The sequence below is a fragment of the Planctopirus hydrillae genome (assembly GCF_001707835.1).
Classification (GTDB): Bacteria; Planctomycetota; Planctomycetia; order Planctomycetales; family Planctomycetaceae; genus Planctopirus; species Planctopirus hydrillae.
Genome location: NZ_LYDR01000063.1, coordinates 370,045 through 395,351 on the forward strand (window position 1 = coordinate 370,045; position 25,307 = coordinate 395,351).

The following is a 25,307-nucleotide window of genomic DNA, read 5'->3' on the forward strand; positions in this document are numbered from 1 at the left end:
TGAATCCCGAACTTCAGCCAGAAGCGATTTTGACTCCGGAATTCGTTCCCTTACCAATCATTGAGACTGTTGTGGAGTTGAACTTCGAAGGCTACTACATCGATTGCCCCGGCTGTCAGAAAGAATTGCGCATTCACCGCAAATATCAGGGGCAAATCGTCAGTTGTAAGCATTGCCAATCGAATTTCTGCTTCGATTTGACGAACCCTGCTCTCAGGAATCACAGCGTTTATTCAGATTGCCCGCATTGCCAGAAGTCACTGAAGTTCGCCCCGAAATACCTCGGATTGAAGGTGGCCTGCCGGCACTGTGATGGTCGCCTGATGCTTCTGCCATCAGAGTCTGAAAAGGAATCTGCGACAGATTCAGAACCACTCACTCGATCCCCTGGACACCACATGCCCCATAAGCATCAATGGCAAGCTACTCGTTGATGGATCTTGGGCAGCAGTGCACAGGCGACGAGCAGTTGATGATTTCCGGGTACTCAAACCATCCGGCGATTCATTGTAAAAATGGATCGTCGGATGTTGCATTTTGAGTGGGCTCTGCAGCATTTTGATTCAGGAGGGGTTTTCCCTTGGCAGACTTAGGACTTTCCACCATCTGCCCATCAATATCTGGCATCGTCGCATAGATCACATTGTTCTCATCAAAGAGCAGAGCCACATTGATGTGCCAGATCGAATCTTCCCGGCGCCAAACATCACAGTAAAAAATCGATTGATTAGCGCCGTAACTGCCTTGAATTCCCGCCTTCTGAAGCTTGGCCATCGCTTCTTCACGCTCAGTACCAAGCGGAGCGATCTTTAAGACTTCGCGAACCTGCTGGCCGGCAGGCCAGGGGCAGGATTGAAAACTCAGTTGGCGATCATTCTGCCACGAAGCGCATGAAGAGGTGATCGCAGTCATAGCCAGCAACAGGCTCCACAGCCCGAAACGCCACGATGATGCACACATCGATCGCTGATTCCGTTCGACCGCAACAGTCTTCGATGTTGCTTGCATTTCCGCGTGACTGGCCATGAGGTCGGAAGGATTCATTACTGTTAACATGAAGCCCACCAGAGAAAATCCTGACTTTTTTGGCAGACGGTGTCCTAAATTCGCCCACGGCTTTTACCTTGCTGGCTTGCCATTCGTCCAGATCAGTTACCGGGATCTCCACCCGTGAACCTGGCTTCAAGCCGCACGATACGAGGTACCCACTGCCTGACGAATAGGTTGGTCAGTCCAGTCGCGGGGACTGTGTCCCTTGCCGACGATTCGGTCTGCAATGAAGTCAATTGAAGTCGAAAGCCACCTGCGCAAGGAGAGATTCAGTCCCGACGCCTCCTGACGCCAGGCGAAATCGTAGTCCCAGTCTTGGCAGGCATGGGCAATCCCCAGTTGCTCAAGTTGCCAGGCATTCACCTGTTGTTCCCACTGATTGGGCAGAGGGACCACAGTCACGGGTAAGCCGAGAAGGTAAGCTTCCAAAGGCGTGGTGAAGCCTGCACTCGTGATGACAGCCCGTGCCGACAACAGATCCAGCTCCATCTGCTGGCGGCTGGCTTGACGAAATTGAACCCATTTTTGCTCGATCCAACTCGCTGCGGCAAAGCCATACGCCACAACGGGAACTCTCTCTCTGGCAGCCCACTCGACGAGTCTGCGGGAATCGGCAAAGTGGGCATACACCAGAAGATGCTCACCTCGCTTCGATTGCGAATGCACAATTTCAGGGCGGACGACAGGTGGAAGGCATCGATAAGAAGTCGGGGCGTAGTGATATCCAAAAAAGCGGTCTGCCCCGAGAGTAAACAATCGCATGGCGGCCCGAGCCAGACGTGCATTCTTCGCCAGGTGTGCCGGGAACTCCAGATCACGATCCAGTAGTGCCACCTGTCTGCTGACAGCCAGAACCTCGCAACGAGGAGCCAGCAGCGGGCTGGCGGTCAGCGGTTCAAAGTCACTAATGATCAAATCCGGCTGATACTCTCTGACGATTTGCCGAACGGCACGAAGGCAGCCAAATGTTCTGGGCGATTCCTTGAACCAGTTCCACGCCGTCTTCGGAAAATCGGTCTGTCCTTGATGAACTGCGTAAGGCAGGCCTGCGAAGTGCCGATGCCAGCGGAACTGATATCCACTGGAAGTGAGAGCTGGCCCGGAAGTGATCAGCCGGACGTCATGTCCTCTTGCTTCCAGAACGGGAATGAGACTGGCGGCCTTCGAAAGATGCCCCTGACCCTGCGAATTAGCTCCGTAGAGTATTCGCATGATGGCAGCCTCCTCCAGCGATGGTTGTCACCAACACACCAATCATCATTTACGTCGCTGTCAGATCGAAAGATCCCGAGGTCATATCTGGGATTTTCCAGCAACATCCAACGACCGTTCGTCTTCCCATCAGAATCGACGCAAGACAGACCAGCCCTTGAATCAACCTTGCGGATGATGCGAATGAAGCCTGGGTCATCACGGCAATAGTTGCCAGACAATACGATCATTCCGATGGAATGTAGGCATTTCCACGATGACCAAAGGAAAAGATCTGCGGATGGAAGATCTCCGCGAGAATTTCGGCCGATTCGACCAGTCGAGGCCCAGGTCGATTGAAATACTGATTGCCATCAACGATGTAAACCTGCTTTTCCTGCACAGCCCGCAGTTTTGCCCATTCAGGCTGTTTCGCCAGGCATGGCCATTCCTGCTGAATACGCGGAATGTCAAATCCACACGGCATCGCCAGCACGATATCAGGATCCGAGGCCAGGAGTTCATTCCAGGTCATCCATGGCGAATGCTGCCCAGCTACTCCAAAAAGATTCTCACCACCGGCCAAAGTCACCAGTTCGGGAACCCAGTTTCCTGCCGCCATAATGGGTTCCATCCATTCAATACAGGCGACTCGCGGTCTTCGAGTGACTTCACTCGCTGTTTGCGAGATTTCGTCCAATCGCAGCTGTGAATCTGCAATTAACTCAGCGCCACGCTCGGCCACTCCAGCAGCGACAGCCACTCTTTCAATGTCCTTCCAGACATCACTCAGCCAGTTGGGCTCACAGGCAACAATACGAGGCTGACTTGTCACCACCGCGCACATGGCGGCTTCCACATCTTTGAGACTTACAGCACAGACCTCGCACTGAGTCTGCGTTAGAATCAAAGTCGGCTCAAGTTGATTGAGAAGTTCCACATCCACGTTGTAAACAGACGTCGCATCTTTCAGCACATCTTTGACACGCTGATCAATCTCAAGACTGGAACCATTCACATCCAGTTTGGCCGAAGAACATTTGGGCAAACTCAGCACTTGTGGCGGATAATCGCATTCATGAGAACGACCCACGAGTTCATCGAGCAATCCCAGACGATCCACAATTTCTGTCGCACTGGCGATCAGCGATACAATCCGCTCGGGTCTTCTCTGCATGGCTGGCTCTATCTTTAAACGAAACGATTAATCATCAGGCGATGCCGAATTCGCACTGACGGTAAGCACCCTCGTGGCGAATCCCCTGCTGGCGATACACAATCGGCCATTGAAACCGCGGGCCATTCACCACGAGGCTATGGTATTCGCCATTCTCACCAGCAGGATCCACTCCTGCTGGCAACGATTCAAGAAATTGATGATCAAGCTCGCATCCGAGGTTTTCAGCATTCAAACAAGGTGCCAGCACACTGCATACGATGGATCGATATCCTGCCGCAATCAGGAGCGGCACGACATCTTCTGGTGGCAACTTCCACAACGGGAACAAAGACGTCATCCCCTGGCGAGCACAGAGCCCTTCGCGATAGGCTCGGATCTCTTCCACGAAAAGATCACCAAAGACGACATGATTAACCCCGAGGCTCTTGAGCTCGGAAAAATATTTCGCAAGGCGAGTTTCGTATTCGATGTTCGAGGATTGATCAGGAAGAGGGATGAGATCAACTGGAATACTCATGGATCTGGCCTGTGCCTGAATCAAGCTCAAGGGTGTCCCATGAATGGCTAACAATCGACTTTCTTCGCAATACGTCGTGAAAAGCGAGTGAACTTCAAAAGCCAATGGCTGTGACAATAGCCTGTGCAAGGCGAACATGCAGTCCTTACCGCCACTCCAGGAAACGACCACTTTGACGGGCATTACAAGTACCGATCGTATTAATGCGGGTATTCAGCAAGTCAACAACAATTCACAAACTCAACACCCGCAATCACAGAAAACCATCAACGGCATCGCGTAATGCCCATCAAGTTTCCCAGATCGAAACTCAGGGCTTTTGAACCAGTGCTGTCTTTGTCTTGGGACAGACCCGCAGCGCAGGGTTTCTTTGCCATTCATCTCCAGGTGGCATGGGTTGCCATTTCTGGCAACTGGGGCACCACAAAGCTGGCAACCACTCCTGTTCTTCTCCTGCAGGAAGAACTCGGAATTCTCTCACCTCTCCTGTCCCTTGCCGGACAAAAGTTGTCAGCGGTCGTTCGTCATCCTGGACTTTCGATGAGGAACAGCCAAAACAGATGGCCGCCAGCATGAAACATAGAATCATGGAGCAGATCGACGACTGCCTGAAGTATTTGATCATTGCCATATTGAGCCAGACTCGCTTCCATAGAATTAAACTCTTTGATCACGCTTCAGAGGTCCATGTATCGACCTGGGCCTCTGAAGGAACGACCATATAACACGACGAATTCATCGAGGGGATAAACTCGCCTTAATTACGGTCGTAGAGTTCATTCTGCAGAAGTGGATCACTCAGATTTCCATTACTGACATGACCGAGCCTTTTCTCTTCGATCAATCCCGCCTGAGCAGGGGTCATGTAGTTGGAGCCCGGAACTTCAATACGGAAGTTTCTAGGCCTGGTCTCGACATGCCCGTCGAGAAAGGCCACATTGGCTGTATCCGAGTGCCGGAAATGAACTGAGGGATAGTTAGCACTGGGAGGTTCCAGACGCCAGTTTTCCAACAATTTTAGAGTAAAATCGACTTGTGCACTGTCTGCGAAAAGAATCGTATTCGTCATCTGGGCAACATCACGGAAGCGATAGGTGACGGGAGCCGAAGAGACGGCCGGTGGCCAGCCGGCATAGCTTAATCCGGGCGAAACCAGCGAATTGATGGCATAGCCCGAGGCCATCTGTCCAAAGCGAATTCCGTCCACCTGACCTGGCCCAAAATCAGGACATTGATAGGCCGCACGATTTGTTTCCATATAGGGGGCCAGTGGCCCTTTCTGGAAATCGAGCTGACGGGAGGGATCGGTCTCATCACGATTGACCTCACCAAACCAGTAGATATTTCTGCCACGATTCGGAGGAGCATAACCACCCGTCACATACTTCTGCTGACGCACATCATCAATCACATAAGGGACGATATGACCATTGTGGACATCGGCATAATTATGAACCGCCAGTGCCAGTTGCTTGAGATTGTTTCGGCACTGGGTTGTCCGGGCGGCGGCGCGGGCCTGTTGCACCGCCGGAAGTAAAAGCCCAATCAAGACCGCGATGATGGCGATGACCACCAGAAGTTCAATGAGTGTGAAGCCTCGTCTTGAACGGCGCAAAGTGAGACTGGTGCCGCTGCATGATGCGGCCGGGAGAGAGAACAACATCGTTAAAACCTTAACCACGAAGGCTCAATTGCCTGCGCATAAAGTCACTTCCAGGCGGACTGAATCCTTCATCAATCTCAGTTCGAGGACCAACCTTCATGATGGTTGGAATTACTCGCTCAGATCAATCAGGCGACTCAGACCACCAGATCCGTGATCACTCACTTGCTGGCAACAAAATGACATCTGGGCAGGTCTTCTGACTCCCGGATCATTCGACTAATCACACCTTCCCACGCTTTACAGCGCAGTGGTTCATCGTGAATGTCGTCCCCGGATACAGCGGCGGGACCGTGACGGATTCACACCGTCTTCCCTATTCTCCAGTGAAGCCACAAGCCTCACCAGCACCCATGTCGGGAGGGAGAGTACCACGCCACAAATCATTTTCAAGCCCCAGTGATTTCGATTCGCTCGAACACACTTTCCAATACGCTCGTAACCTGTATGCATGCCAAGAGATAAGCTTGAAAAGTCGTGGCGGCCTCTTGGTGCAAAGTTCCGCACCTGCAATCGATCGTTACTCAAGGAATGATTCATGCATCGCGATCGCATGCAAAGTCCCGGCGAAAGCATTAAACCGGCCCATGCGTCGCTGCTGCACGCGAAAGCCTGTCATTAATGGCCATGCCCAGGCCATGTTCCGGGAATCGTAATGCCGCAATTCGAGGGACACCTGATCGATCCAGTTGATGCAAAGCCTGAAAGAGCAGGCTGGCCGCTTCCTGAAGGTTCTTTCGAGGAGACAGCTCCATGATTGGTCCCAGATGCCCCTGGGGCCGACCACAAAAGGTCAACACACCATCTCCGGGTTTGAGTTCTTCAAATCGATCAATCATCACCAATGGTGTTGCAGGTGCGTAATGCTTCATGAGCAGGCCAGGAGCGGCCTGACTCGTTGCTGTTTCCACAATTTGAGCAGGCATCCGCTTCAGCGGCCCGATCATGTGCTCCACCTGTTCCACAGGTAAGCCCCCAGGTCTGAGCAGGTAAACACCATCCGGCATGAAACCAATAATGGTCGATTCCACACCCACTTCGCATGTCCCGCCATCCAGAACATAAGGAATACGGCCCTCAAGCTGTTCCACCACATGCTGGGCACTGGTGGGGCTTAATCGCCCGAACAGATTCGCACTCGGGGCAGCCAGAGGCACGCCAACTTTCTCAATGATCTTTCGCATCAGCGGGTGCTTCGGACATCGAACGGCGACTGTCCCCAGGCCAGCCGTCGCCAGATCCGGGACATGCGGCTTTTTGGGAAGCACAAGCGTTAAAGGGCCGGGCCAGAAGGTATCGACGAGCCGCCGGGCATCGTGCGGTACTTCGCTGGCCAGTTGAGAGACTTGACCAGGCCGTGCGATGTGCAAAATCAAAGGGTCAAACGTGGGTCGATCTTTGGCCGAGAAAATCTTCGCCAGCACTTCGGGATTCAAACCCAGGCCAGCCAGCCCGTAAACCGTCTCTGTCGGGAGCGCCACCAACTCGCCAGCCTTCAAGGCGCGAATGGCTTCTTCAGCATCTGATAATATGACGGTCTGCATCCACAGGGCTCCAGCGAAAATGAATTCTTCGCTGAATTGCAGCAGCCCAGCCTCATTCCCGCAAGTCTGGAAAGGGATCACCCTTGATCAACAAAAACTTGCTGCGACGCCAAAAACGAGGCAGCCAATTCGAGTATTGCCGAGCATGATTCACAGAATGGAAATTACGTCAAACCAGGACTCAGGGCTGTGCCTGCTGATTCATCCACTGTTCACGCTGAGCATCGGTTAAGTTCGACGGCGGGGCCATCGACTCCGATCGGTAGACGGCACTCTCGGCTTTGAAATCACCCGTCACACGATTGGCGTCTGCAGGCTTTACCAAACCTGATACCTGTCGCACACCACTTTCCGGATTTTCCATGCCAGCCAGTGCGTCGGCCGAGATCTGTCCACGAGCTTCACGATACTGTGCGAGAATCGTTCCCGCCGGTTTCAATTCGGGATTGAACTGCAAAGCCTTGGCAAAGTGACGCTCTGCAGCGCCACGTTCGCCTTTTTCGTGAAGAATGTAGCCCACATTGTAGTGTGCGATCGCAGCCCCTTGAACACGGGTCAGCTCAGCCAGACCCGCTTCATAATCCCCACTTTTGGCCAGAGCTGTACCTAACTGAAACCGGTGGTTCGTCTCATCCGGTGCCAGTTTCACTGCAGCTCGATACTCTTCGATGGCGAGTGCCCACTCACCCCGGGACTCGAAAAGTTGCCCGCGAGTGGCACGTACCTGTGCATTCTGCGGAGCTTGCTTGGCCGCTTTCGCAATCAACGTCTCAGCATCCGCGTAGCGACCACCGAGGATATCCAGTCGCGCCAACCCGAGCAGGGCATCCACTGACTTGGGATTCTTTTCGATGGCTTCTTCATAAGAAGCCCGCGCCTCTTTGCTGTTGCCAGATCGCTCATTCCACTGCCCGTAAGCCACATGCATACGTACGGGATCGCGCAGCTTCACAGGATCGTTGTCGGTTGAACGGGATGTCGTCGGCCAGATGCTGGAAGCAGCCTGTCCCGGAGTCGTCGTACAGCCATTTCCGAGGAATGCAGCCGAGAGACTGGCCATCGCCAGGAAGAGTAAGGCTCTGGTCGAAGCGGTGTGCTCTCTTTGCAGACTTTTCAGGAGAACACGACACCCTTTTGCAGTCTCGGCATCAGGATTTGACATGTCGGATTCTCTCCTTAAAACCCGCATACTGACGGCACTAAAGTCGCTCGCCAGTTCGTGTTCTCACTGGTCATTCCTGGGTTTGAACGTGCCCGCAGAAAATGCCAGAATTTCAAATCTTATTAGCCCGTGTAGAAGAAACGCGCTGCCGCATCGGCGATCAGTTTCTGGGAAACTTCTACAGCGATATTTCTGAATCGACAGATCGCAACCACAATCTCCAGCAAATCTCGCGGATCGCTCGATCTGGGTAATCTGCCACGGTCGTAGTGATTGCTATAAAGATACTCAACAGCCTCTTCCCGAAAGATGATTTGCCTTTGTTCACAGGCCATTTTGAAAATTTCTGTGAACAACGGACGGGAAGGAGCTTCAATTTTTATCTTGTGTCGAATACGCCTTAAAAACGCATCGTCAACCAGATCTCCGGGATCAAGATTCGTTGAAAAAATCGTCAACTGCTCAAAAGGGACTGAGAACTTGCGGCCTGTCGCCAGCGTGAGGTAATCGATGCGTTCTTCCAGTGGCAGAATCCACCGGTTCAGGAGATCCCTCGGGCTGACCAGTTGCCGGCCAAAGTCATCGATCAGAAACACTCCGCCATTCGCCTTGATGTGCAGGGGTGCTGCATAGAACTGCGAAACTTTGCTGTACTGCAGTTCGAGCATATCGAGTGTCAGTTCACCACCTGTAATGACCACTGGACGGCGGATTCTGCGCCACCGGGGGTCAGCCACCCCATTCCCAACGACCAGAGAACCACTGGAGGTGTTGTAACCGGCGGAAGTGGTCTGGGCGGGATTCCCTGTCGTGGGTTGCTCCGCATCGTCTGTCGTTTTGTGAAGGATGGGATCAAAGACCGTGATAATGCTGTTTTCCGTCTGAATTGCATAAGGGACATAGATCTCGCCGCAGTACAGATTGAGATAGCGCCCCAATCCTTTGGCGATCATGGTCTTCCCGTTACCCGGCGGGCCATAGACAAAGATCGAACGGCCACTGCAGACTGCCGGGCCAATTTCTTCAAGCAGCCCCGGCTTCAGAACCATCCCCTGAAAGGCCTGCATGATCGTTTGCGGATTGCAATACACACCTGATACCGCTTGCCGCCGACACTGCTCCACATACTGTTCTAACGTGACTGGAGCAGGGCCTGCATAGCGGCAACTCTCGAAGCATTCCCGAGCGCGCACGCGCCCCATATCCGTCAGACTGAACCGATAGGAAACACGCCCCAGCAGATCGCCTTGAGAAACCTCAACACATCGCTGATCTTTAAGAAACCGCAGTGCTTCATCGAGAATCGGAAAGGGAAGTCGCAATTGCCGGGCGATATCCGCCCCAAACATGTTTCCGTGAACATAGAGTTCTTTGAGGACGAACTCTGCCATGGCCCCCAGTCCCAGGCCGGTTTCTTTCAGATTGGTCGGCACACGTGGTGCCGGCACCATGACGGCAGGATTCTGACTCCGCTGTCGCCCGGCAGATGGCAAGGGCATGCCTTCTGACTCTTCAAGCTCGTCATCGTTCACGATGAACTGAGCAGCAGTTGCTGTTCGAACAACTGGTCGTGACGGAACCCCAAACAGATCTTTGATGGCATCGTCTTTGGAATGATGTGCCTCGATCCTTGAGGGAGGCAAGCTTCCGGGGGAGAGCTGCGATCCTGTGCTATCGCTCATTAAAATCCCCTCAAGCCTCTCTACGGATCAACAGACCTGCAGCTCGACAGTACTCACCTGTTTCTGCCAGACGATTGACACCTGGACCTACGGAGCAATGGCAGGAGAGCCCATATTGCCCGTGGAAGTCGCGGCTCCAGAAGATGGCATCCCCGAGGATGTTCCCACAGTCATCTGCAGCCTGGGGGTGGGCATACTCTGAAGCTCAAGATTCCTCAACCGATCAATTTCCCGGGCAGGCCGGCCTGTGGGATAGTCAATACGCTCTTGAATTAAACTCATGGCACTGGGGTCAATTGTCCCCACAGCCGCCTGCAGTTGTGTCATCCGTGCCTGATCAACTTCTGGTACACCCGACTTCGCCATGTAGAGCATGCGGTACTCAGGAGGTGCCGATGTCAGTACCCAATGCACCTGCCTCAACCCCGAAGAGGTCAGCATATTGGTGTCGGAATCGAAGTGATACTCATGAATTGTCGTGGCATCGGCCCAGCCATTATTGGCCTGAATCGCAAACATATCCCGCACTGAAGCTTCATCTTCACAGCGATAAGGATGTGGCCAGTAATGTGCATGATGGTATTTATGCACAAACGTCTGACCTCGACCTACCGGACGAGGATAGGGTGGCCACTCTTTCCCATCCTTATAGACCTGACGTGTTCCTGGAGGATCAGTGGCACGATCAGCCCACCACTCCTTTGACCAGAACCGTGGGCCATCACCGGCAAGTGCCGTGGTTCTGGCTTCAACCAGAAGCACGAGTACCGACAACCAGAGTATGACAGACCTGTTCATTGAGACGCCTTCCCTGGGCTCACTGACAGTTGAATCCATTCCAGAACGCCTTCCATCCGGTACTCAATCCAGCGCACTGATTTGCGATGTCCTGCAACCATCGTGCGGTCACAGAGTACTCAGATATCTGCGTTCACCAGCTCATGAGAATGCACGTGCCATCCTGGCCTGCATCCATTCTCATGTTTCAGTATCGTCGTCTGATCGAATCAATCATGACGGGAAAATCGACAACAACACTGGCTGATGCGGCGAACCTTGCCGATTTTCAGCCATCAGCTTCCGGCCACTCGACGCAGATCATGCCGTCAATCACATGCGTACGGAAAGACTGCAGTTTCAGCCGGGGGTTTAAGGCATGCTCGCCGCTCCGCAAATCGTATTGCCAACCATGCCAGGGGCAGGTCACGAGGCAGCCCTGCACAGCACCACGGGCAATCGGCCCACCGGCATGCAGGCACATCCCCTCTACTGCGAAAAGACCTTCCTCACGATGAAACAGCGCAATAATCCGGCCTTCGACCACATACTCCCCTGCAGAACCTGGCGGGAAATCGGTGACAGCGACCAGAGGCACAAACCGCATCGTTCTACTCCGAAAATGTCATCTCACAGACGTCAGGCGGCTTTGCGACGTACTCGCGGCTCACTCTTCCAACGGCGATGAACCCAGAAGTACTGTTCGGGCGAACGACGGATCATCCGCTCCAAAGCCTGCGTGTATTCCTCAGTAATCGCCCGCACAGGATCTGCGGCTGTGATCGTGCGAGGATCAATCAAGGCTTCACAACCCATCTCGAACTCAACCCAGTGCTGTTGATGAAATGAGTCTTTCGATCTCGTCGAATACCCCACCATCAGAAGGGCATCATACTCGAGTGCCAACAGTGCGATCGATTTGAAAGTCGAAGCGGGATGACCAAAGAAATCGACGAATAGACCTCGTGATCCAGCATCCTGATCACCCAGCAGTGCCAGATGCCCGCCACGCGAAAGGAGTTCGAGCATGTCATCGAAGTCGCCTCTTTTGAGCATCAGTCGATGACCTGTCCCCTCACGGTACTCCTTGAACCATTCATGCAGATACGGATTATCCAGAGCTCGAGCAATCACACCTAAAGGAAATCCCCACAGCCCGAAGGTGCTGATTCCTAACTCCCAGTTTCCAAAGTGCCCACCCACAAAGATCACTCTTCGACCAGAGCACATCGCTTCAACAGTGGGCTGATACTTTGCAAAACGGACAATCCTGCGATAGGAGTGAACATGCAACTTACGTGGCCCCTGAACCATCTCGGGGATCATGCGAAAGAGATGCACCCACATCTGCCGGAGAATCTCCTCCTGCTGCTTCAATGTGTGAGTCGGGCCAAAGGCACGGCCAATATTCTCCATCGCTACGGCTTTTCGAGTCCAACGTGCTGGTAGCACGTCGCACAGAAGCCAGGCCAGTGTGTGCGCCAGGCTGTCGACCCACACGACAGGCAACATCTCGCACACGCAGACTGCGCAACGAAATGCCTGAAACTCGCACCAATGTCGCCAACTATGCCGCATACCTTCGTCCCTGAAGACTGAATCAACCGGAAAGGTTCTTCAGCATCCTGCCCTGGAGAGCTGTTCCTGCCTGCAAGCATTTTGCCGCAATTCTGTTTAAACTGCCAGCAGAGTTTCCAGCAAGCGATTCAACGCCTCTTCTCGATGTCCGATCCAGCGACCAGAGGTTTCAGGATTTGCCAGCCAGATCACGTCGGGCAATCCCCGTTTACTGACAACAACAGTCCTGTGGAATGACTCATGAATCTGCCATTTTTTCGATTTCAAATTGTTTTTGCCGTTATCGGTGGCCTGGCGTTGGTTGCAGCAGATCGAACGGCACTCCATGCGAATGAACCAGCCAATGCTTATTGGCCTGCATTTCTAGGTCAGGGGCATGGAGAAATCGATCCTCAATCGATTCCACTCGAATGGAATGAATCAAAAAACATTGCCTGGAGTGCTCAACTCCCAGGTTATGGTCAATCCAGCCCCGTGATCTGGAAGGATCACGTTTATATCACGTCGGTTGAAGGACCCAAAAAAGAGACGTTTCATCTGGTTTGTCTGAACCTGTCGGACGGTACTGAAAAGTGGCGGACATCGATTGCCAATACTGCACCGGTCGAGTCGAGCCTGTATGTCAGTCGAGCAGCGCCGACACCAGTCGTCGATGACACGGGTGTTTACGCACTCTTCGAAAGTGGCGACATCGTCGCAAGTGATCATACGGGACGCCGTCACTGGACGCGTGCGCTGACAAAAGACTATGGCCCGCTGGTTAACGAATTTGGCCTCGCTGCTTCGCCAGTGCAGGGCTCCGACTGGATCGCCGTGCTGATGGACCACAATGCCGGTGGATACATCGCCAGGCTTTCGAAGAAAACTGGTGAAACGGAATGGAAGATCGATCGATCCGCTCGACAGAGCTGGGCCTCGCCGGCGATTGTCGTGCATGAAGGACAACCCCTGATTGTTTGCAGTTCTGCCGGAAGTGTGGATGTCTATCATCCCCAGGATGGCAAGCTGCTGGCATCTCGCACGGATGTTGGAGGCAATACTTCATCCACACCGATTCCTGCTGGCGAAAGCCTCTTCCTCGTCGGGGCCTCGGTCGGTCGCGATGATGCCGGTCGCTCTGAGAACGCCAAAAAATCAAATATGGCTGTCCGCATGGTCACAAGCCCGGCCGGACTCGTTTTGGAAACTGTATGGATGACTAAAGACGCGATGCCCACGTTTGGATCACCGATGACCTATGCTGGCCATTCCTACTGGGTGAATCGTGCGGGAGTCGTCTTTTGTATCGACACAAAAACGGGCGAACAAAGGTACGCCGAACGGTTGGCTCAATCGATGTGGGCCACACCACTTGGGATTGGAGATCGCCTCTACATCTTCGGCAAAGAAGGCATCACTACAGTTCTTGCAACGGGCCCTGAGTTCAAGAAACTGAGTGAAAATAGACTCTGGGATCCCGAGAAAGTCGTTGCTGATCCGTCAATTGCTGAACGGGAGAAAACCGAGGAGCGACGCCGGGCGGCTGCTAACCTTTCGGGCCCGACTCAGTACGGAGTGGCTGCCGTAAGCGGCAGTCTGCTGATTCGGAAAGGTTCCGAACTGGTGTGTATTCGTAACATGCCTCGCTGACCAGCAGGTTTTCGAGCTACTTAATCCTCATTATTTTATTACCCCCATCATATCATCACTCTGATCATGTTTTCTCAGCGGGATCTCGCCATCGAAATCGTCACCACACTCCGGCAGGCAGGGCACATTGCTCTGTTTGCTGGTGGATGTGTACGCGATCTGCTGCTTGGCAAAACTCCCAAAGACTACGATGTTGCGACCTCCGCCAATCCTGAGGAAGTCCAGCAGTTGTTTGGTTATCGCCGCACAAAGGCCGTGGGTGCCAGTTTTGGGGTCATCATGGTGCTCCCTGCTCGCAAAAAGGGCGAGCCCCACCACAAAGCCGATCATCCAGCGATACCACCAGTGGAAGTCGCCACGTTTCGCAAAGATGGTCTGTATGTCGATGGTCGTCGCCCTGAAACTGTCACGTTTTCTTCCCCCGAAGAAGATGCTCAAAGGCGGGATTTTACGATCAACGGCATGTTCTTCGACCCTCTGACTGAAACCGTTCATGACTATGTGGGTGGCCAGGTCGATCTGCAGTCCAGGCAACTCCGCGCAATTGGCATCGCAGCCGACCGTTTCCAAGAAGACAAGCTGAGATTACTCCGGGCAGTTCGGTTTAATTCCATCCTCGATTTTTCGATTGAACCCGAGACCTGGCGCGCAATACAAGATCTGGCACCCGAGATCTGTGTTGTCAGCCATGAACGTATTGCTGCGGAACTGCGCCGTATGCTGGCACATCCTTCACGTCATTCATCGATCCAGACTTTAGATGACGCGGGATTAACAGCCGCTATTTTCGGCAAGATTCTTTCAGCCACCAGCCCTGATTTACTCTTCGCTCTCCAATCGCTGAAGACAGACCACTTTGAAACAGCCATGGCTCTCTGGTTGCGGGAACTGCCCGTCGAGACACTGAGAAACATCTGCTCTCAACTTCGCCTGTCGAATCAGGAACGCGATGCCATCCTCTGGCTGCACACCATGCAGTCAGCATGGCTGGAATTCAGTGACTGGCCGGTATGCCGACAAAAGCGGCTTCTGGCACATCCTTTGATCAATGAACTGATTGCGTCAGGCCAGGCTCTGGTCAGTGCCCAATTACTGGAAAGCCGCCACGTCGATGCGGCGATGGAAAGACTGCAATCCTGGTCAAAAGAGGAGATCAATCCGCCGTTACAAGTGACAGGCGAAGACCTGATTCACTGGGGGATTTTGCCCGGCCCACAGTTTCGCCAGATTCTCGAACAATTACGAGATGGCCAACTCGAAGGCCTGATCACGGGTCGTGAAGCCGCTCAACAGTGGCTCGTTGATGAAAACTATCTCCCTCGAACCTGATTCATAACGACCCTTCATTCCACAGATGGATGGTTGGTGACAATTCTTATCGAGAAGGTGAGCCGGGCAAACCCTGCCACACGAAACACCTCTGGAGTTGCGAAATTCATCTCCATGAGCGAATCTTTGCATCGACATATGCCTTGATAATCACACTTGATTCCTCCTCTTCCGCACAACATCCATTTGCCGAAAGCCTGACAGATGACTGCTCCCGTTCGTATAGCCATTATTGGTGCAGGGCTGGTCTCCGATTTTCACCATGTGCCAGGGATTCGGATTGACCAGCGGAGCAAACTCACTGCCGTCTGCGACCCCAACGAAGAGCTTCTCAACAAGCGGAAGACCGAATGGGGCGACGCGCTGTACACCACAAGTTACGAGGAAATTGCCCAATCTCCAGATGTTGATGCGGTGATCATCGCCACTCCGAACTTTACACATTTGCCGATCACCAAAGCCTGCCTGGAAGGTGGTAAGCATGTCATGTGCGAGAAACCACTCGGGGTCACTGCAGCCGAGGCCTGGGAGATGTTTCATCTCGCCGACAGGTTGAAACTCAAACATATGACGGCCTTCACCTACCGCTTTGCCCCATCCATGATTTATCTCCGGCATCTCCTGAAATCAGGTGGTCTCGGTGAACCCCGGCATTTTCGCAGCCAGCGATTCCTCGACTGGCCTGAAACGAGTTGGGGCTGGCGACAATACAAGAAACTGGCCGGGGCAGGGGATCTCTACGACATGACCATCCACCGCATCGACTTTGCACAAGATCTGCTCGGCCCGATTCAAAGTGTCTGCGGGGCTGTCAAAACTTTCGTTCCTCGCGACAAAACCGCCGATGGCAAATCCTGCGAACCTTCCGATGTCGATGACTGGTCAGCCATGATCGGCCGCTTTGACTGCGGTGCTGTGGGAGTCTGGGAAGGCAGTACCTTGATGAAAGGTCACCACAATAAAGGTGTCGGCTACGAATGGGCCGAAATCAATGGGAGCGAAGGCTCAGCCGCCTATCTGCTGAATGAACCGCACCATATTATGCTTGGTAAACATGGTGGTTCGATGGAAAAGGTCGATGTGCCTGCTCAGTACCTGAAACCAGCCGGCAGCCCACGATCAACCACAGATGGTCTTCCAACCACGCTCTTCCGCTACGACCTCGTTTATGAGTTTGTTTCGTCGATTTTAGAGGATCGACCAGCGATGCCAGGCTTTGATCACGGCGCTCATGCACAAACTGTGGCCGATGCTGTCCTGGCTTCTTCAGCCGAAGGAAAGTGGATTGATGTTCCCAAGGTTTCTTGAAACTCTCACTCCAGACCATCGATAGCTTGCTGACATCGACAGCCAGATGATCGTGTGAGTTTCGATTGAAATTAAGGCACTTCAATACAACTGCCAATAGACGACTGCCGCGATCATGAGACCTAAGGCGACGATCAGCCACAAGGTCGGGAGGCGCCACATCATTTGCCAGACACCGGCATGGATGGCCTGATGCAACAGATTCTTAAAGAATTCTCGAGCACGGTCATCCATAGGGGAATCCAGGGATTCTTGAATCAGCGAACTCCTGCCAACAGCAAAACGCCGTTGTCAAACTGTCGGGTGAGTTCATGTGGTGCTACCACATATGAAATGCTTTTCTCAAGTTCAAATTTATTGAACAGTCTTGAAAAGCTCTCGTGGCTATCAGCGGATTGGCTGAACCGAATCGACTGGAAGAGAGACAGGGGACTCCTGCAGGATGTTGGCATCTGAGTCACTCATCATGACTTTTGACGGAAGACTGACAGAGATCGCGGACCGTGCGATAACAACTTTTGGCCGCCTGCAAAGCTTTTCCTCGTCGCGACCAGGAGAACGTCCCGGAAAACAACTCCTGCCTGTCTTTCCAGACTGATTCCACATAAGAACCACGCACGGCACAACTATCGATTCGTGTAATCTCCGGATATCGCTGACTGACGGCAGCAGCCATTTCTAACTCGGACCACAAACCTGGTGCTCCAGCCGAGTATGCAGGATCCCAGCCAATTTTGAATCCCACGAGTATATCACCGCTTTGCAGGTTGCAGGTGCTGGCAATGGTCTGACCATTCAATTGCAGTTCACCAAACAGCACTCGTTGTTCGCGAGCCAATCCATCGATCATGCGTCGAAAAAAAGCCTCGTCCGCACTCTTCAATCCAATAGCAGTACCAGACAGCAGCTTCCAACCCGATTTTTCCAGACGCAGAAAGTCGTTGACCTGAGGATCGCGACTGCTCTGCACGGGTTCGAGCCGGTATTGAACGTCTCCCAGTTCTTCTAATGCACGCCGACAGCGTTTTAATGACTTCCGCCGACTTTTCGAACATGCTTGCAGCAGATCATCCGTCGTATGGTTTCGACCAACGACGTACTCCGCTCGTTGCCACTCTCCGGTCGTTGTCACGGAGATTCCCAGCCTCTCGGCGGCTTGAATCATGAGTTGAGTCTGCATCGATTTCACAGGAAGATTCTTGATCTGAAATCCATGCCACTCTCGTTGCTGTAACTGATAGTCCAACAGCGCATCGATGGCCCGTTTTCCGCTTTCACGGGAAACTAACCAACCCTGCTGAAAGGCGTATGGTGAAGCCAAACCTCTCGCCATCGGCACAGGACTCAACAGACTCCAGCAGGCGACTTCAAACAGACAAAGCCCCAACCATCGGCCTGTTCTCAAATCTTCGGCGATTAACAGCCTGGGGCATAATCCGGTAGGAACTTCCTCGATCAGAGGGATCACAAACTCGGGATCGAGAAATACATTGGGTTCAATGGATTCACTGAAAAGTTTTCGCCACTTCATCAGGTCAAATTGAGATACGTCCAGAGGATGGAGTCGTCGGATACAAACCGGCCCCTCTTCAAGACCCTTCTCAGATTCAGAGCATGTGGAAGAAATGGCGAGTAACAATTTCACTGACTCCAGAAGGCTGGAAACCTGAATGTTTTGTAAGACTTCTATTTGAGTTTTCCTTACGTACACCAACCTGAAGGGAAACTTCAGCTTTCGATCGACGACTTTTTCATAAGCGACATCGATTCATCTGTTACAATTGATATGACCGCCAGTATCTCACCACGACAGATTAAGAATTCTGAATTCATCGACACCTGTGTGAAAAGAAGGTCACAACATGACAACCACCCTGACTCCGCCTCGAAAGTATGCCGCTCCAGCCATTAAACAGACCAAGCTCCTCATTGGCGGCGAATGGTGTGATGCTGCTGATGGCAGAACTTTTGCCACTTACAATCCTGTGAACGAAGAGAAGATCGCGGATGTTGCTCTCGCTGGAAAAGTGGATGTCGATCGCGCTGTCGCAGCCGCTCGCAAGGCCTTCGAATCGGGACCGTGGCATACCATGGATGCCCGTGATCGCGGCCAACTGATCGGCAAACTCGCCGATCTCATCGAAGCCAACTTTGACGAGTTGGCCGCTCTCGAAACGCTCGACAATGGCAAGCCAATTCGCGACAGCCGGGGTGCTGATCTTCCGCTGGTAATCGATTGCCTCCGCTATTATGCGGGCTGGGCCGACAAGATTGTGGGCCAGACGATTCCTGTTCGAGGAGATTACTTCACGTACACCCGCCGTGAACCGACTGGCGTCTGCGGACAGATCATCCCGTGGAACTTTCCCATGCTGATGGTTGCCTGGAAGTGGGGCCCTGCGCTCGCCGCCGGCTGCACCATCGTCATGAAACCTGCCGAGCAAACACCGCTCACCTGCCTCCGCTTGGCTGAACTCGCGATGGAAGCTGGCTTCCCCCCCGGTGTGATCAACGTCGTCACTGGCTTTGGTGAAACGGGGGCCGCGATCGTCAAGCATCCCGATGTCGACAAGATTGCCTTCACCGGGTCCGGCGAAACAGCCCAGCGGATCATGGTCGACGCCGCCAGCACATTGAAACGCATAACGTTCGAACTGGGCGGCAAGAGTCCGAACATCGTTTTCGCCGACGCGAACCTCGATGCCGCTGTCGCCGGAGCGGAGTTCGGTCTCTTCTTCAACCAGGGGCAGTGCTGCTGTGCCGGCAGTCGGTTGTTCGTGGAAAAATCGATCCACGAGGAGTTCGTCGCCAAGGTTGTATCCCGTGCGAAGGCTCGCAAACTGGGAAATCCTCTTGAAATGGACACCACTCAAGGGCCCCAGGTCGACCGCGATCAGTTCGACAAGATCATGAAGTACATCGAACTCGGCAAATCGCAGGGGGCAACCTGTGTCACCGGCGGCTACCGCGTGGGCGACAAGGGCTTCTATGTCGCGCCGACCGTCTTCGACCATGTCAGCGACGATATGGCCATTGCGACCGATGAGATCTTTGGGCCAGTCCTTAGCATCTTACCGTTTGAATCGATTGAAGAAGTGACTCGTCGCGCCAACGCCACCACATTTGGTCTGGCTGCTGCCGTCTGGACGCGGGATGTCGCGAAAGCCCATCGCATCGCCCACAGCGTGCGGGCCGGGACAGTCTGGATTAACTGCTACGATGTTTTTGATGCCGCTGCCCCATTCGGCGGCTTCAAGATGAGTGGCATGGGGCGAGAACTGGGCGAAGCGGCCCTCGCCAGCTATACAGAACTCAAAACGGTCACTATGACCCTGAAGTGATCCGTCAAGGTGGTATCAAAGTGGATTCGGACAGAACACCTTTTAGGTCCGTCTCTTCTTGCCACTTTCAACCAGCAAGAATCCACTCACAACCAGCAAAGACCGCCTTACCATTGACGACAGCCCGCCAACAGTTATCCTTGAAAACACATTGAGAGAGAAAAGCCCTGAGCGAGCCTTTCTTTTTTCACTGTGACCGAACCGGGGGCGATCGGAATCGACTGGATCGTTATACGGAATGGTGGCGTGTCGTGGTTGATCAGACGGCCACGTAAAAATCTGATCAAACAACAACTGCCAACACTGGCAACTACGCTCTGGCTGCCTAGAGATAGGTAACCGCGACTGCGAAAGCCCCGCCCATGGCGTTCAAAAGTCGTTCGCAAATACGGGCTGGCTGCGGGTCAATGCGACCTACGCCCGCAGCAAGATTTGTGGGACGCTGGCACCAGAGAAGCCTTTTCCGGTGAGCTTTGAGGTGTGAGATTGATCAACGGACTACACACGTAGAGGCTGTTCCCGCGGCATCACAGGACGGGGGTTCAATTCCCCCCGCCTCCACTAAATCTCCTCTGGCCTTGTATGTCGTATGGCGAGCAGGGCCGGAGGATTTTGAATTTTCTATGGGGTCTACGGGTATTCCCAGTCGAAGAGCCCGAATCAAAGATAACGGTCTTTGATTCGATCACAAAAATCAGGCTCTATCGGCGTTACGGAATAGATCGTCCAACAACGAGTTTTCCTCAGGTCCCTGCCGTCGAGCGATTCGATGCCAGCATGCGCGACCACTCTTAAGCAACGGCTCCCTCCAAAACCAGCCTTTCTGCCGCGCTTGTAGAACACCACCCCGTTTGGCATACTGTATTCTCTTGCAATACATATGCATTTATATTGGTGTTGAAATGGTGTGGTCTTCTTTCAACGAGATCTTTTCAGGTTTTTTCCCAAAGGATTCCACGATGATTCGGCAGGCGCATGAATTCGACGTGGTCGTGGTTGGAGCAGGGCCAGCAGGCATCGGGATTGGTTGTGTGCTGAAGGGACTTGGCTTGCAGAACTTTGTCGTTTTCGACAAGCACGAAGTTGGCGCGAGTTTTCAACGCTGGCCTCGGGAGATGCGACTGATAACTCCATCATTTCCCAGTAACGCTTATGGATTTCCTGACCTCAATGCAATCACTGCCGATACTTCTCCCGGGTATACACTTGAGACAGAACACCCAACCGGTCGTCAATATGCACGTTATCTGCGTCGTGTTGTAAAGGAGTTCAACGTCCCGGTGCAAACCGGAGTCGATGTCACTGAAATTCGATCGATCACTGACGGCTTCGAGATTACGACTCTTGCTGGTACAAGGACGGCCAAATACGTCATCTGGGCCGCAGGCGAGTTTCAGTATCCGAAAATCAATCCTTTTCCCGGCGCTGAGTATTGCCAGCATACGGCCACCGTTCCCAGTTGGCGAGATGTCGCTGGCGATGAGTTCCTGATCATTGGCGGCTACGAAAGTGGAATCGATGCCGCCACAGCCCTGTGCCGCTTGGGAAAGACAGTAACGGTTCTTGATCGCCGCTCCATTTCATCGACCGTGACATCTGATCCAAGTGTTGCACTCTCTCCATTTACTCAAGCTCGTCTGCGACAGGCAGATCGAACGGGGCGACTGTCAGTACTGGAAAACTTCAAGGTGATACAGGTTCAACGCGATGGTGAAGAGTTTCTGGTGATTGGGAGGCAGCGTCAGAAGAAGCAAACTGTCCTTCGCACAAAGACTCCGCCCCTTCTGGCGACCGGCTTTGATGGCAGCCTCTCTTTAGTTGAGTCTCATTTCGCAAGAGATGAAGCCGGTGTGCTCCAACTTTCGCCGGATGACGAGTCAACGATTACGCCAGGGCTGTTTCTTTGCGGACCAATGGTGCGGCACGGAGCAATCATCATGTGCTTCATTTACAAGTACCGACAACGTTTCGCCGTAGTCGCGAATGCGATTGGTCAACGAATGGGGCTCGATCTCTCACCACTGGAGGTTTATCGCAAAAAACAGATGTTTCTGGATGACTTGTCTTGCTGCCTCGATGAGTGCGCCTGTTGAGCATGCGCTGTTGCAATCTATGAAAGCACCCAGTGAAACATTCCGATCTTATTGAGCAGGGATCCATCGTGACGATAACAACAGCTTTAGAGCGTCAAACAGTGCTTCTGGCAGGTAGAGAAAGTGTGGGGAAAAGCCAGTTGGCAGCTGCGTGGGCAAAGCAGCCAGCCCGTTCGGCGAACTTTCGTGGCTCTACTGTCCACATCGAACACTACCTTACAGAGCGATTTGATCTGGTTGATACGCCGGGAATTCTTCGAACCTCTGACAGCGAGACGACTCGTCTGGCTCTGCAGGAAATGAGCCATCATGAAACCGTGCTTCTTGTTGTACAGGCAACCTGTCTCGACGAGGACTTAGCCGAGATGCTGCCATTATTGAAGGGAAAGCGAGGGGCCGTCGCCGTCACATTTTGGGATAAAGTACAACCGGGAGAGGCATCGCAAGAAGCTCTTGAACGTTTGGAAAAAGAGACCGGACTGCGATTCATTGCTATGAATGCGCGAATGCCGACCACGGTAACGCTAGCCGCACTTGAGGAAGCCATCGAGCATTCACAGGCATTTCCTGAAAATCCTCCAAAATCCAAGACCGGCTGGCGTATTGAGTCTAAACCAGGGATTCTGGAAGGACGATTCGGGGCAGTTTTTTGCCTGATACTACTTCTGATTCCCGCCCTTCTGACAATATTTGGTGCGAATCGACTGGCCGATTTACTACATCCGCTGGTGGCTCAAGCAATCCAACCAGCTATCGAGTGGGTGAATGCCAGTTTTCCCGCATGGCTGGCAGCCCCATTGACTGCCGAATATGACGATTTTGGCTATGGTTTACTCAATATGGGGCCTTTCCTGCTCGTTTGGGCGTTTCCTACCGTTCTGCTGTTCGCAGTAATCAGCGCGATCTACAAAACGACAGGACTGATTGAACGAATCAATATCACTTTGCATCCTTTAGTTCGCCCACTGGGCTTAAGTGGCAGAGACCTGGTGCGAGTTCTCGTAGGATTCGGCTGCAATGTGCCTGCGGTGATCAGTACTCGAGCATGCTCCTCCTGTTCGCGGGGGAATGCGATCTCAGCGATCTCTTTTGGGGCGGCCTGCAGTTATCAACTGCCCGCGACGCTGGCAGTTCTCTCTGCTGGGGCAGTCGCTAACGGAACGAATCCATTATGGCCCATGTTTGGCTATTTCGCCTACCTCCTCGTAACCACGATGATTTATCTGAGGCTGACATCAACTTCTGTTTCGAGAGATCGCCTGAACATACTGATGCATTTCCAGAGACCGTTCCTGCAGTGGCCATCGTGGTCGGCAATCTATCGGGAGATGCGAGGGACTTTGGAACAGTTTCTATTTCAAGCCATGCCGATTTTCGTCGTGATCTGTGGCGTGACATCATTGCTCGCATACAGTGGAGCGATTGCAGTTCTTTCAGCGGCACTCTCACCAATCATGACGATCTTTAATCTGCCGCCTTCAGCATCAGTCGCTATGGTTATGGCAAGTATTCGAAAGGATGGAATATTCCTGTTGACACCTTTGGAAGGAGCAACCACTCCCATGACAACGCTCCAGTTTCTTACTGCCGTCTATCTTGCAGGTGTATTGCTTCCTTGTCTCGTCACTGCATTACAGATTTCGCGAGAGATGGGCTGGCAGTTTGCCGTGAAAATGATGGCTCGTCAGGCGATCTTCGCATCTCTTTTCGCCGCACTCCTGGGATGGAGCGGTACCTTTTGGAACTGATTTCGTCACTTAATAAAGACATACTGAGTGTCTGGTGGCGCCGCTATTTCAAGCGAAGATTTCGCGAGCAACTTGACCGGCAACGTCTGTCAAACGGAACTCTCGTCCGCCGTATTCGTAAGTGAGAGATTCGTGGTCAAGCCCCATGAGTGCCAGTAATGTCGCATGCAGATCGTTGGTATGCATTTTCCCTTCGACTGCAAACTGGCCGACGTCGTCTGTCGCGCCAAGAGTAAAACCAGGCTTCACACCCGCACCAGCCAACCACATCGGATAGCCCGTAATGTTGTGGTCTCGTCCATCGGGGCCTTGAGCCGAAGGGAGACGGCCAAACTCACTGCCAAAGAGCACCAGAGTGTCTTCCAGAAGACCACGGCTTTCGAGATCTGCCAGAAGTGCTGCTGCCGGTTGATCCACCGCCTGGCAATTGTTAGTAAGACCCCGATGAAGGTTGTTGTGCTGGTCCCAGCCTGGATGGCAGATTTCAACGAACCGAACCCCCGCTTCACTCAGGCGGCGAGCCATCAGGCATTGTCTGGCAAAGCTGCCGGCAGGCCCGTCTTTGATTCCATACGCTTTCTGAACATGCTCAGGCTCTTTCGAGATATCGAGCAATTCCGGAACTTTCGATTGCATGCGAAAGGCAAGTTCGTAAGAAGAGATCACCCCATCAATCGCAGAGGGAGCATGCGGTCTGGATGCCAGATCTTTATTCATGGACTGAATCAGGTCGAGCTGGCGACGCTGGAGTGTGATCGGAGTCTGTGCTTCAAGATTCGGTAGATAACCAGCATCATTAATGCGGGTCCCCTGATAGTGAGCGGGCAGAAAAGCACTGCCATAGTTAACGGATCCACCAAAATTCGGAGGTGGATTGATTGTGATATAACCTGGCAAATCCTGATTTTCTGTACCAAGCCCATAGAGCAGCCAGGAACCCATCGATGGTCTTGTCAGCGACGCGATGGCTGCCCCGGTATGGAGCTGGATGACCGCCTGAGGATGCGCAGGAGTATCAGTATGCAGTCCACGCAGCCAGCAGAACTTATCAACATGTTTTGCCAGATGTGGATGTAACTCAGAGACCCAGGTACCCGTCTCTCCATGCTGGGCAAACTTGTATCGAGAAGCCATCAGCTTGCCACCACCCGGACCGCTCTGGCCGTCCCGCGCCTGGAGTTCTGGCTTATATTCCCAGGTATCCATCTGGGAGATGGCACCCTGCATGAAGAGGAAAATCACTCGCTTCGCTTTAGCAGAGAAGTGTGGCTTTCGAGGTGCCAGATGCCCAGGAGGTGAAGACGGCGTCACCTGCTCACTTCGAACCTGATTGGCCAGAAGTGCTGACATCGCCAGATAGCCGAAGCCGGCACTGGCCGATTTGAGCAGTTGACGGCGGTCAGGCAGAAAGCGACCCAGAGGCTGGCCACTGTGATCGGCATATACACCTGGAATGGATCGGAAGCTCATGAAATTCATCCTTGCAAAAATCAGGCACTACGTATTTTTTTGAGC

The 25,307-nt window shown here is 53.0% G+C and carries 22 protein-coding genes, 1 other RNA gene and 1 riboswitch; of the genes, 8 read left to right on the plus strand and 15 right to left on the minus strand.

The annotated features are described in order from the left end of the window. Positions 1–504: 504 nt before the first annotated feature. The 4 genes from A6X21_RS24310 to A6X21_RS08895 all read right to left on the minus strand — a co-directional run bounded on the left by A6X21_RS24310 (position 505) and on the right by A6X21_RS08895 (position 4,076). A complete protein-coding gene (locus A6X21_RS24310; RefSeq protein ID WP_131818256.1) occupies positions 505–774 on the minus strand; it encodes a hypothetical protein in 270 nt (89 codons plus the stop codon). Between the two features lie 408 nt (positions 775–1,182). Beyond that, positions 1,183–2,262: a glycosyltransferase family protein gene (locus A6X21_RS08885; RefSeq protein ID WP_068847222.1), complete on the minus strand. Its 1,080-nt coding sequence runs from the start codon at positions 2,260–2,262 to the stop codon at positions 1,183–1,185. Between the two features lie 226 nt (positions 2,263–2,488). Further along, positions 2,489–3,418, minus strand: coding sequence for a BtuF-related (seleno)protein (locus A6X21_RS08890; protein ID WP_068847223.1), 930 nt, complete (start codon positions 3,416–3,418; stop codon positions 2,489–2,491). A gap of 34 nt (positions 3,419–3,452) precedes the next feature. Beyond that, positions 3,453–4,076, minus strand: a complete 624-nt coding sequence (locus tag A6X21_RS08895; RefSeq protein WP_165603734.1) for a Dph6-related ATP pyrophosphatase — start codon at positions 4,074–4,076, stop codon at positions 3,453–3,455. Between A6X21_RS08895 and A6X21_RS24625 the strand changes: the two genes are divergently transcribed. After that, complete coding sequence (locus A6X21_RS24625) at positions 4,075–4,221, plus strand: hypothetical protein (protein ID WP_165603735.1); 147 nt, start codon at positions 4,075–4,077, stop codon at positions 4,219–4,221. The two genes, A6X21_RS08895 and A6X21_RS24625, sit on opposite strands and share 2 nt — an antisense overlap. Before the next feature lie 27 nt (positions 4,222–4,248). Here the strand turns inward: A6X21_RS24625 and A6X21_RS24320 are convergent, their stop codons facing one another. The 8 genes from A6X21_RS24320 to A6X21_RS08940 all read right to left on the minus strand — a co-directional run bounded on the left by A6X21_RS24320 (position 4,249) and on the right by A6X21_RS08940 (position 12,344). Beyond that, positions 4,249–4,527, minus strand: a complete 279-nt coding sequence (locus A6X21_RS24320) for a hypothetical protein (protein WP_131818258.1) — start codon at positions 4,525–4,527, stop codon at positions 4,249–4,251. A gap of 168 nt (positions 4,528–4,695) precedes the next feature. Continuing rightward, positions 4,696–5,601: a DUF1559 family PulG-like putative transporter gene (locus A6X21_RS08905; RefSeq protein WP_068847226.1), complete on the minus strand. Its 906-nt coding sequence runs from the start codon at positions 5,599–5,601 to the stop codon at positions 4,696–4,698. 172 nt (positions 5,602–5,773) lie between these two features. Then, positions 5,774–5,971, minus strand: a riboswitch (cobalamin riboswitch). Between the two features lie 205 nt (positions 5,972–6,176). Next, positions 6,177–7,145: an L-threonylcarbamoyladenylate synthase gene (locus A6X21_RS08910; RefSeq protein WP_068847484.1), complete on the minus strand. Its 969-nt coding sequence runs from the start codon at positions 7,143–7,145 to the stop codon at positions 6,177–6,179. A gap of 181 nt (positions 7,146–7,326) precedes the next feature. Further along, complete coding sequence (locus A6X21_RS08915; protein WP_068847227.1) at positions 7,327–8,307, minus strand: tetratricopeptide repeat protein; 981 nt, start codon at positions 8,305–8,307, stop codon at positions 7,327–7,329. A 122-nt stretch (positions 8,308–8,429) separates the two neighbouring features. Further along, positions 8,430–9,989: a DUF8689 domain-containing protein gene (locus A6X21_RS08920; protein WP_083233477.1), complete on the minus strand. Its 1,560-nt coding sequence runs from the start codon at positions 9,987–9,989 to the stop codon at positions 8,430–8,432. 87 nt (positions 9,990–10,076) lie between these two features. Beyond that, positions 10,077–10,787 (minus strand): hypothetical protein, encoded by a 711-nt coding sequence (locus A6X21_RS08925; protein WP_013110121.1) that lies wholly within the window; start codon positions 10,785–10,787, stop codon positions 10,077–10,079. A gap of 268 nt (positions 10,788–11,055) precedes the next feature. After that, positions 11,056–11,373, minus strand: coding sequence for a Rieske (2Fe-2S) protein (locus tag A6X21_RS08935; RefSeq protein WP_068847229.1), 318 nt, complete (start codon positions 11,371–11,373; stop codon positions 11,056–11,058). A 32-nt stretch (positions 11,374–11,405) separates the two neighbouring features. Beyond that, positions 11,406–12,344, minus strand: coding sequence for a lysophospholipid acyltransferase family protein (locus A6X21_RS08940; RefSeq protein ID WP_068847230.1), 939 nt, complete (start codon positions 12,342–12,344; stop codon positions 11,406–11,408). Positions 12,345–12,584: 240 nt separating this feature from the next. On the opposite strand from A6X21_RS08940, the gene A6X21_RS08945 reads away from it, so the two are divergent. The 3 genes from A6X21_RS08945 (at position 12,585) to A6X21_RS08955 (ending at position 16,610) form a co-directional block, all read left to right on the plus strand. Next, on the plus strand, positions 12,585–13,973 hold the full coding sequence (locus A6X21_RS08945; RefSeq protein ID WP_083233478.1) for an outer membrane protein assembly factor BamB family protein: 1,389 nt from the start codon (positions 12,585–12,587) through the stop codon (positions 13,971–13,973). Positions 13,974–14,039: 66 nt separating this feature from the next. After that, the gene (locus tag A6X21_RS08950) at positions 14,040–15,302 is read left to right on the plus strand and encodes a CCA tRNA nucleotidyltransferase (protein WP_068847231.1); all 1,263 of its coding nucleotides are present in this window, start codon (positions 14,040–14,042) and stop codon (positions 15,300–15,302) included. A 204-nt stretch (positions 15,303–15,506) separates the two neighbouring features. Continuing rightward, positions 15,507–16,610, plus strand: a complete 1,104-nt coding sequence (locus tag A6X21_RS08955; RefSeq protein ID WP_068847232.1) for a Gfo/Idh/MocA family protein — start codon at positions 15,507–15,509, stop codon at positions 16,608–16,610. Between the two features lie 81 nt (positions 16,611–16,691). Here the strand turns inward: A6X21_RS08955 and A6X21_RS24630 are convergent, their stop codons facing one another. Further along, a complete protein-coding gene (locus A6X21_RS24630; RefSeq protein WP_165603736.1) occupies positions 16,692–16,844 on the minus strand; it encodes a hypothetical protein in 153 nt (50 codons plus the stop codon). Between the two features lie 223 nt (positions 16,845–17,067). Then, entirely contained in the window at positions 17,068–18,141 is a 1,074-nt protein-coding gene (locus tag A6X21_RS08960; protein ID WP_068847233.1) for a GNAT family N-acetyltransferase, read from the minus strand. A gap of 331 nt (positions 18,142–18,472) precedes the next feature. On the opposite strand from A6X21_RS08960, the gene A6X21_RS08965 reads away from it, so the two are divergent. From A6X21_RS08965 to A6X21_RS08980, 4 genes are all read left to right on the plus strand, one after another. Then, entirely contained in the window at positions 18,473–19,951 is a 1,479-nt protein-coding gene (locus A6X21_RS08965; protein ID WP_068847234.1) for an aldehyde dehydrogenase family protein, read from the plus strand. A gap of 203 nt (positions 19,952–20,154) precedes the next feature. After that, positions 20,155–20,515, plus strand: a transfer-messenger RNA (tmRNA) gene (gene ssrA, locus A6X21_RS08970). A gap of 395 nt (positions 20,516–20,910) precedes the next feature. Then, complete coding sequence (locus tag A6X21_RS08975) at positions 20,911–22,044, plus strand: NAD(P)/FAD-dependent oxidoreductase (RefSeq protein ID WP_068847489.1); 1,134 nt, start codon at positions 20,911–20,913, stop codon at positions 22,042–22,044. A 68-nt stretch (positions 22,045–22,112) separates the two neighbouring features. Continuing rightward, a complete protein-coding gene (locus tag A6X21_RS08980) occupies positions 22,113–23,792 on the plus strand; it encodes a nucleoside recognition domain-containing protein (protein WP_068847491.1) in 1,680 nt (559 codons plus the stop codon). A gap of 48 nt (positions 23,793–23,840) precedes the next feature. Here A6X21_RS08980 and A6X21_RS08985 read toward each other — a convergent pair whose 3' ends face one another. Continuing rightward, positions 23,841–25,262: a DUF1501 domain-containing protein gene (locus A6X21_RS08985; protein ID WP_083233506.1), complete on the minus strand. Its 1,422-nt coding sequence runs from the start codon at positions 25,260–25,262 to the stop codon at positions 23,841–23,843. Between the last annotated feature and the right edge of the window lie 45 nt (positions 25,263–25,307).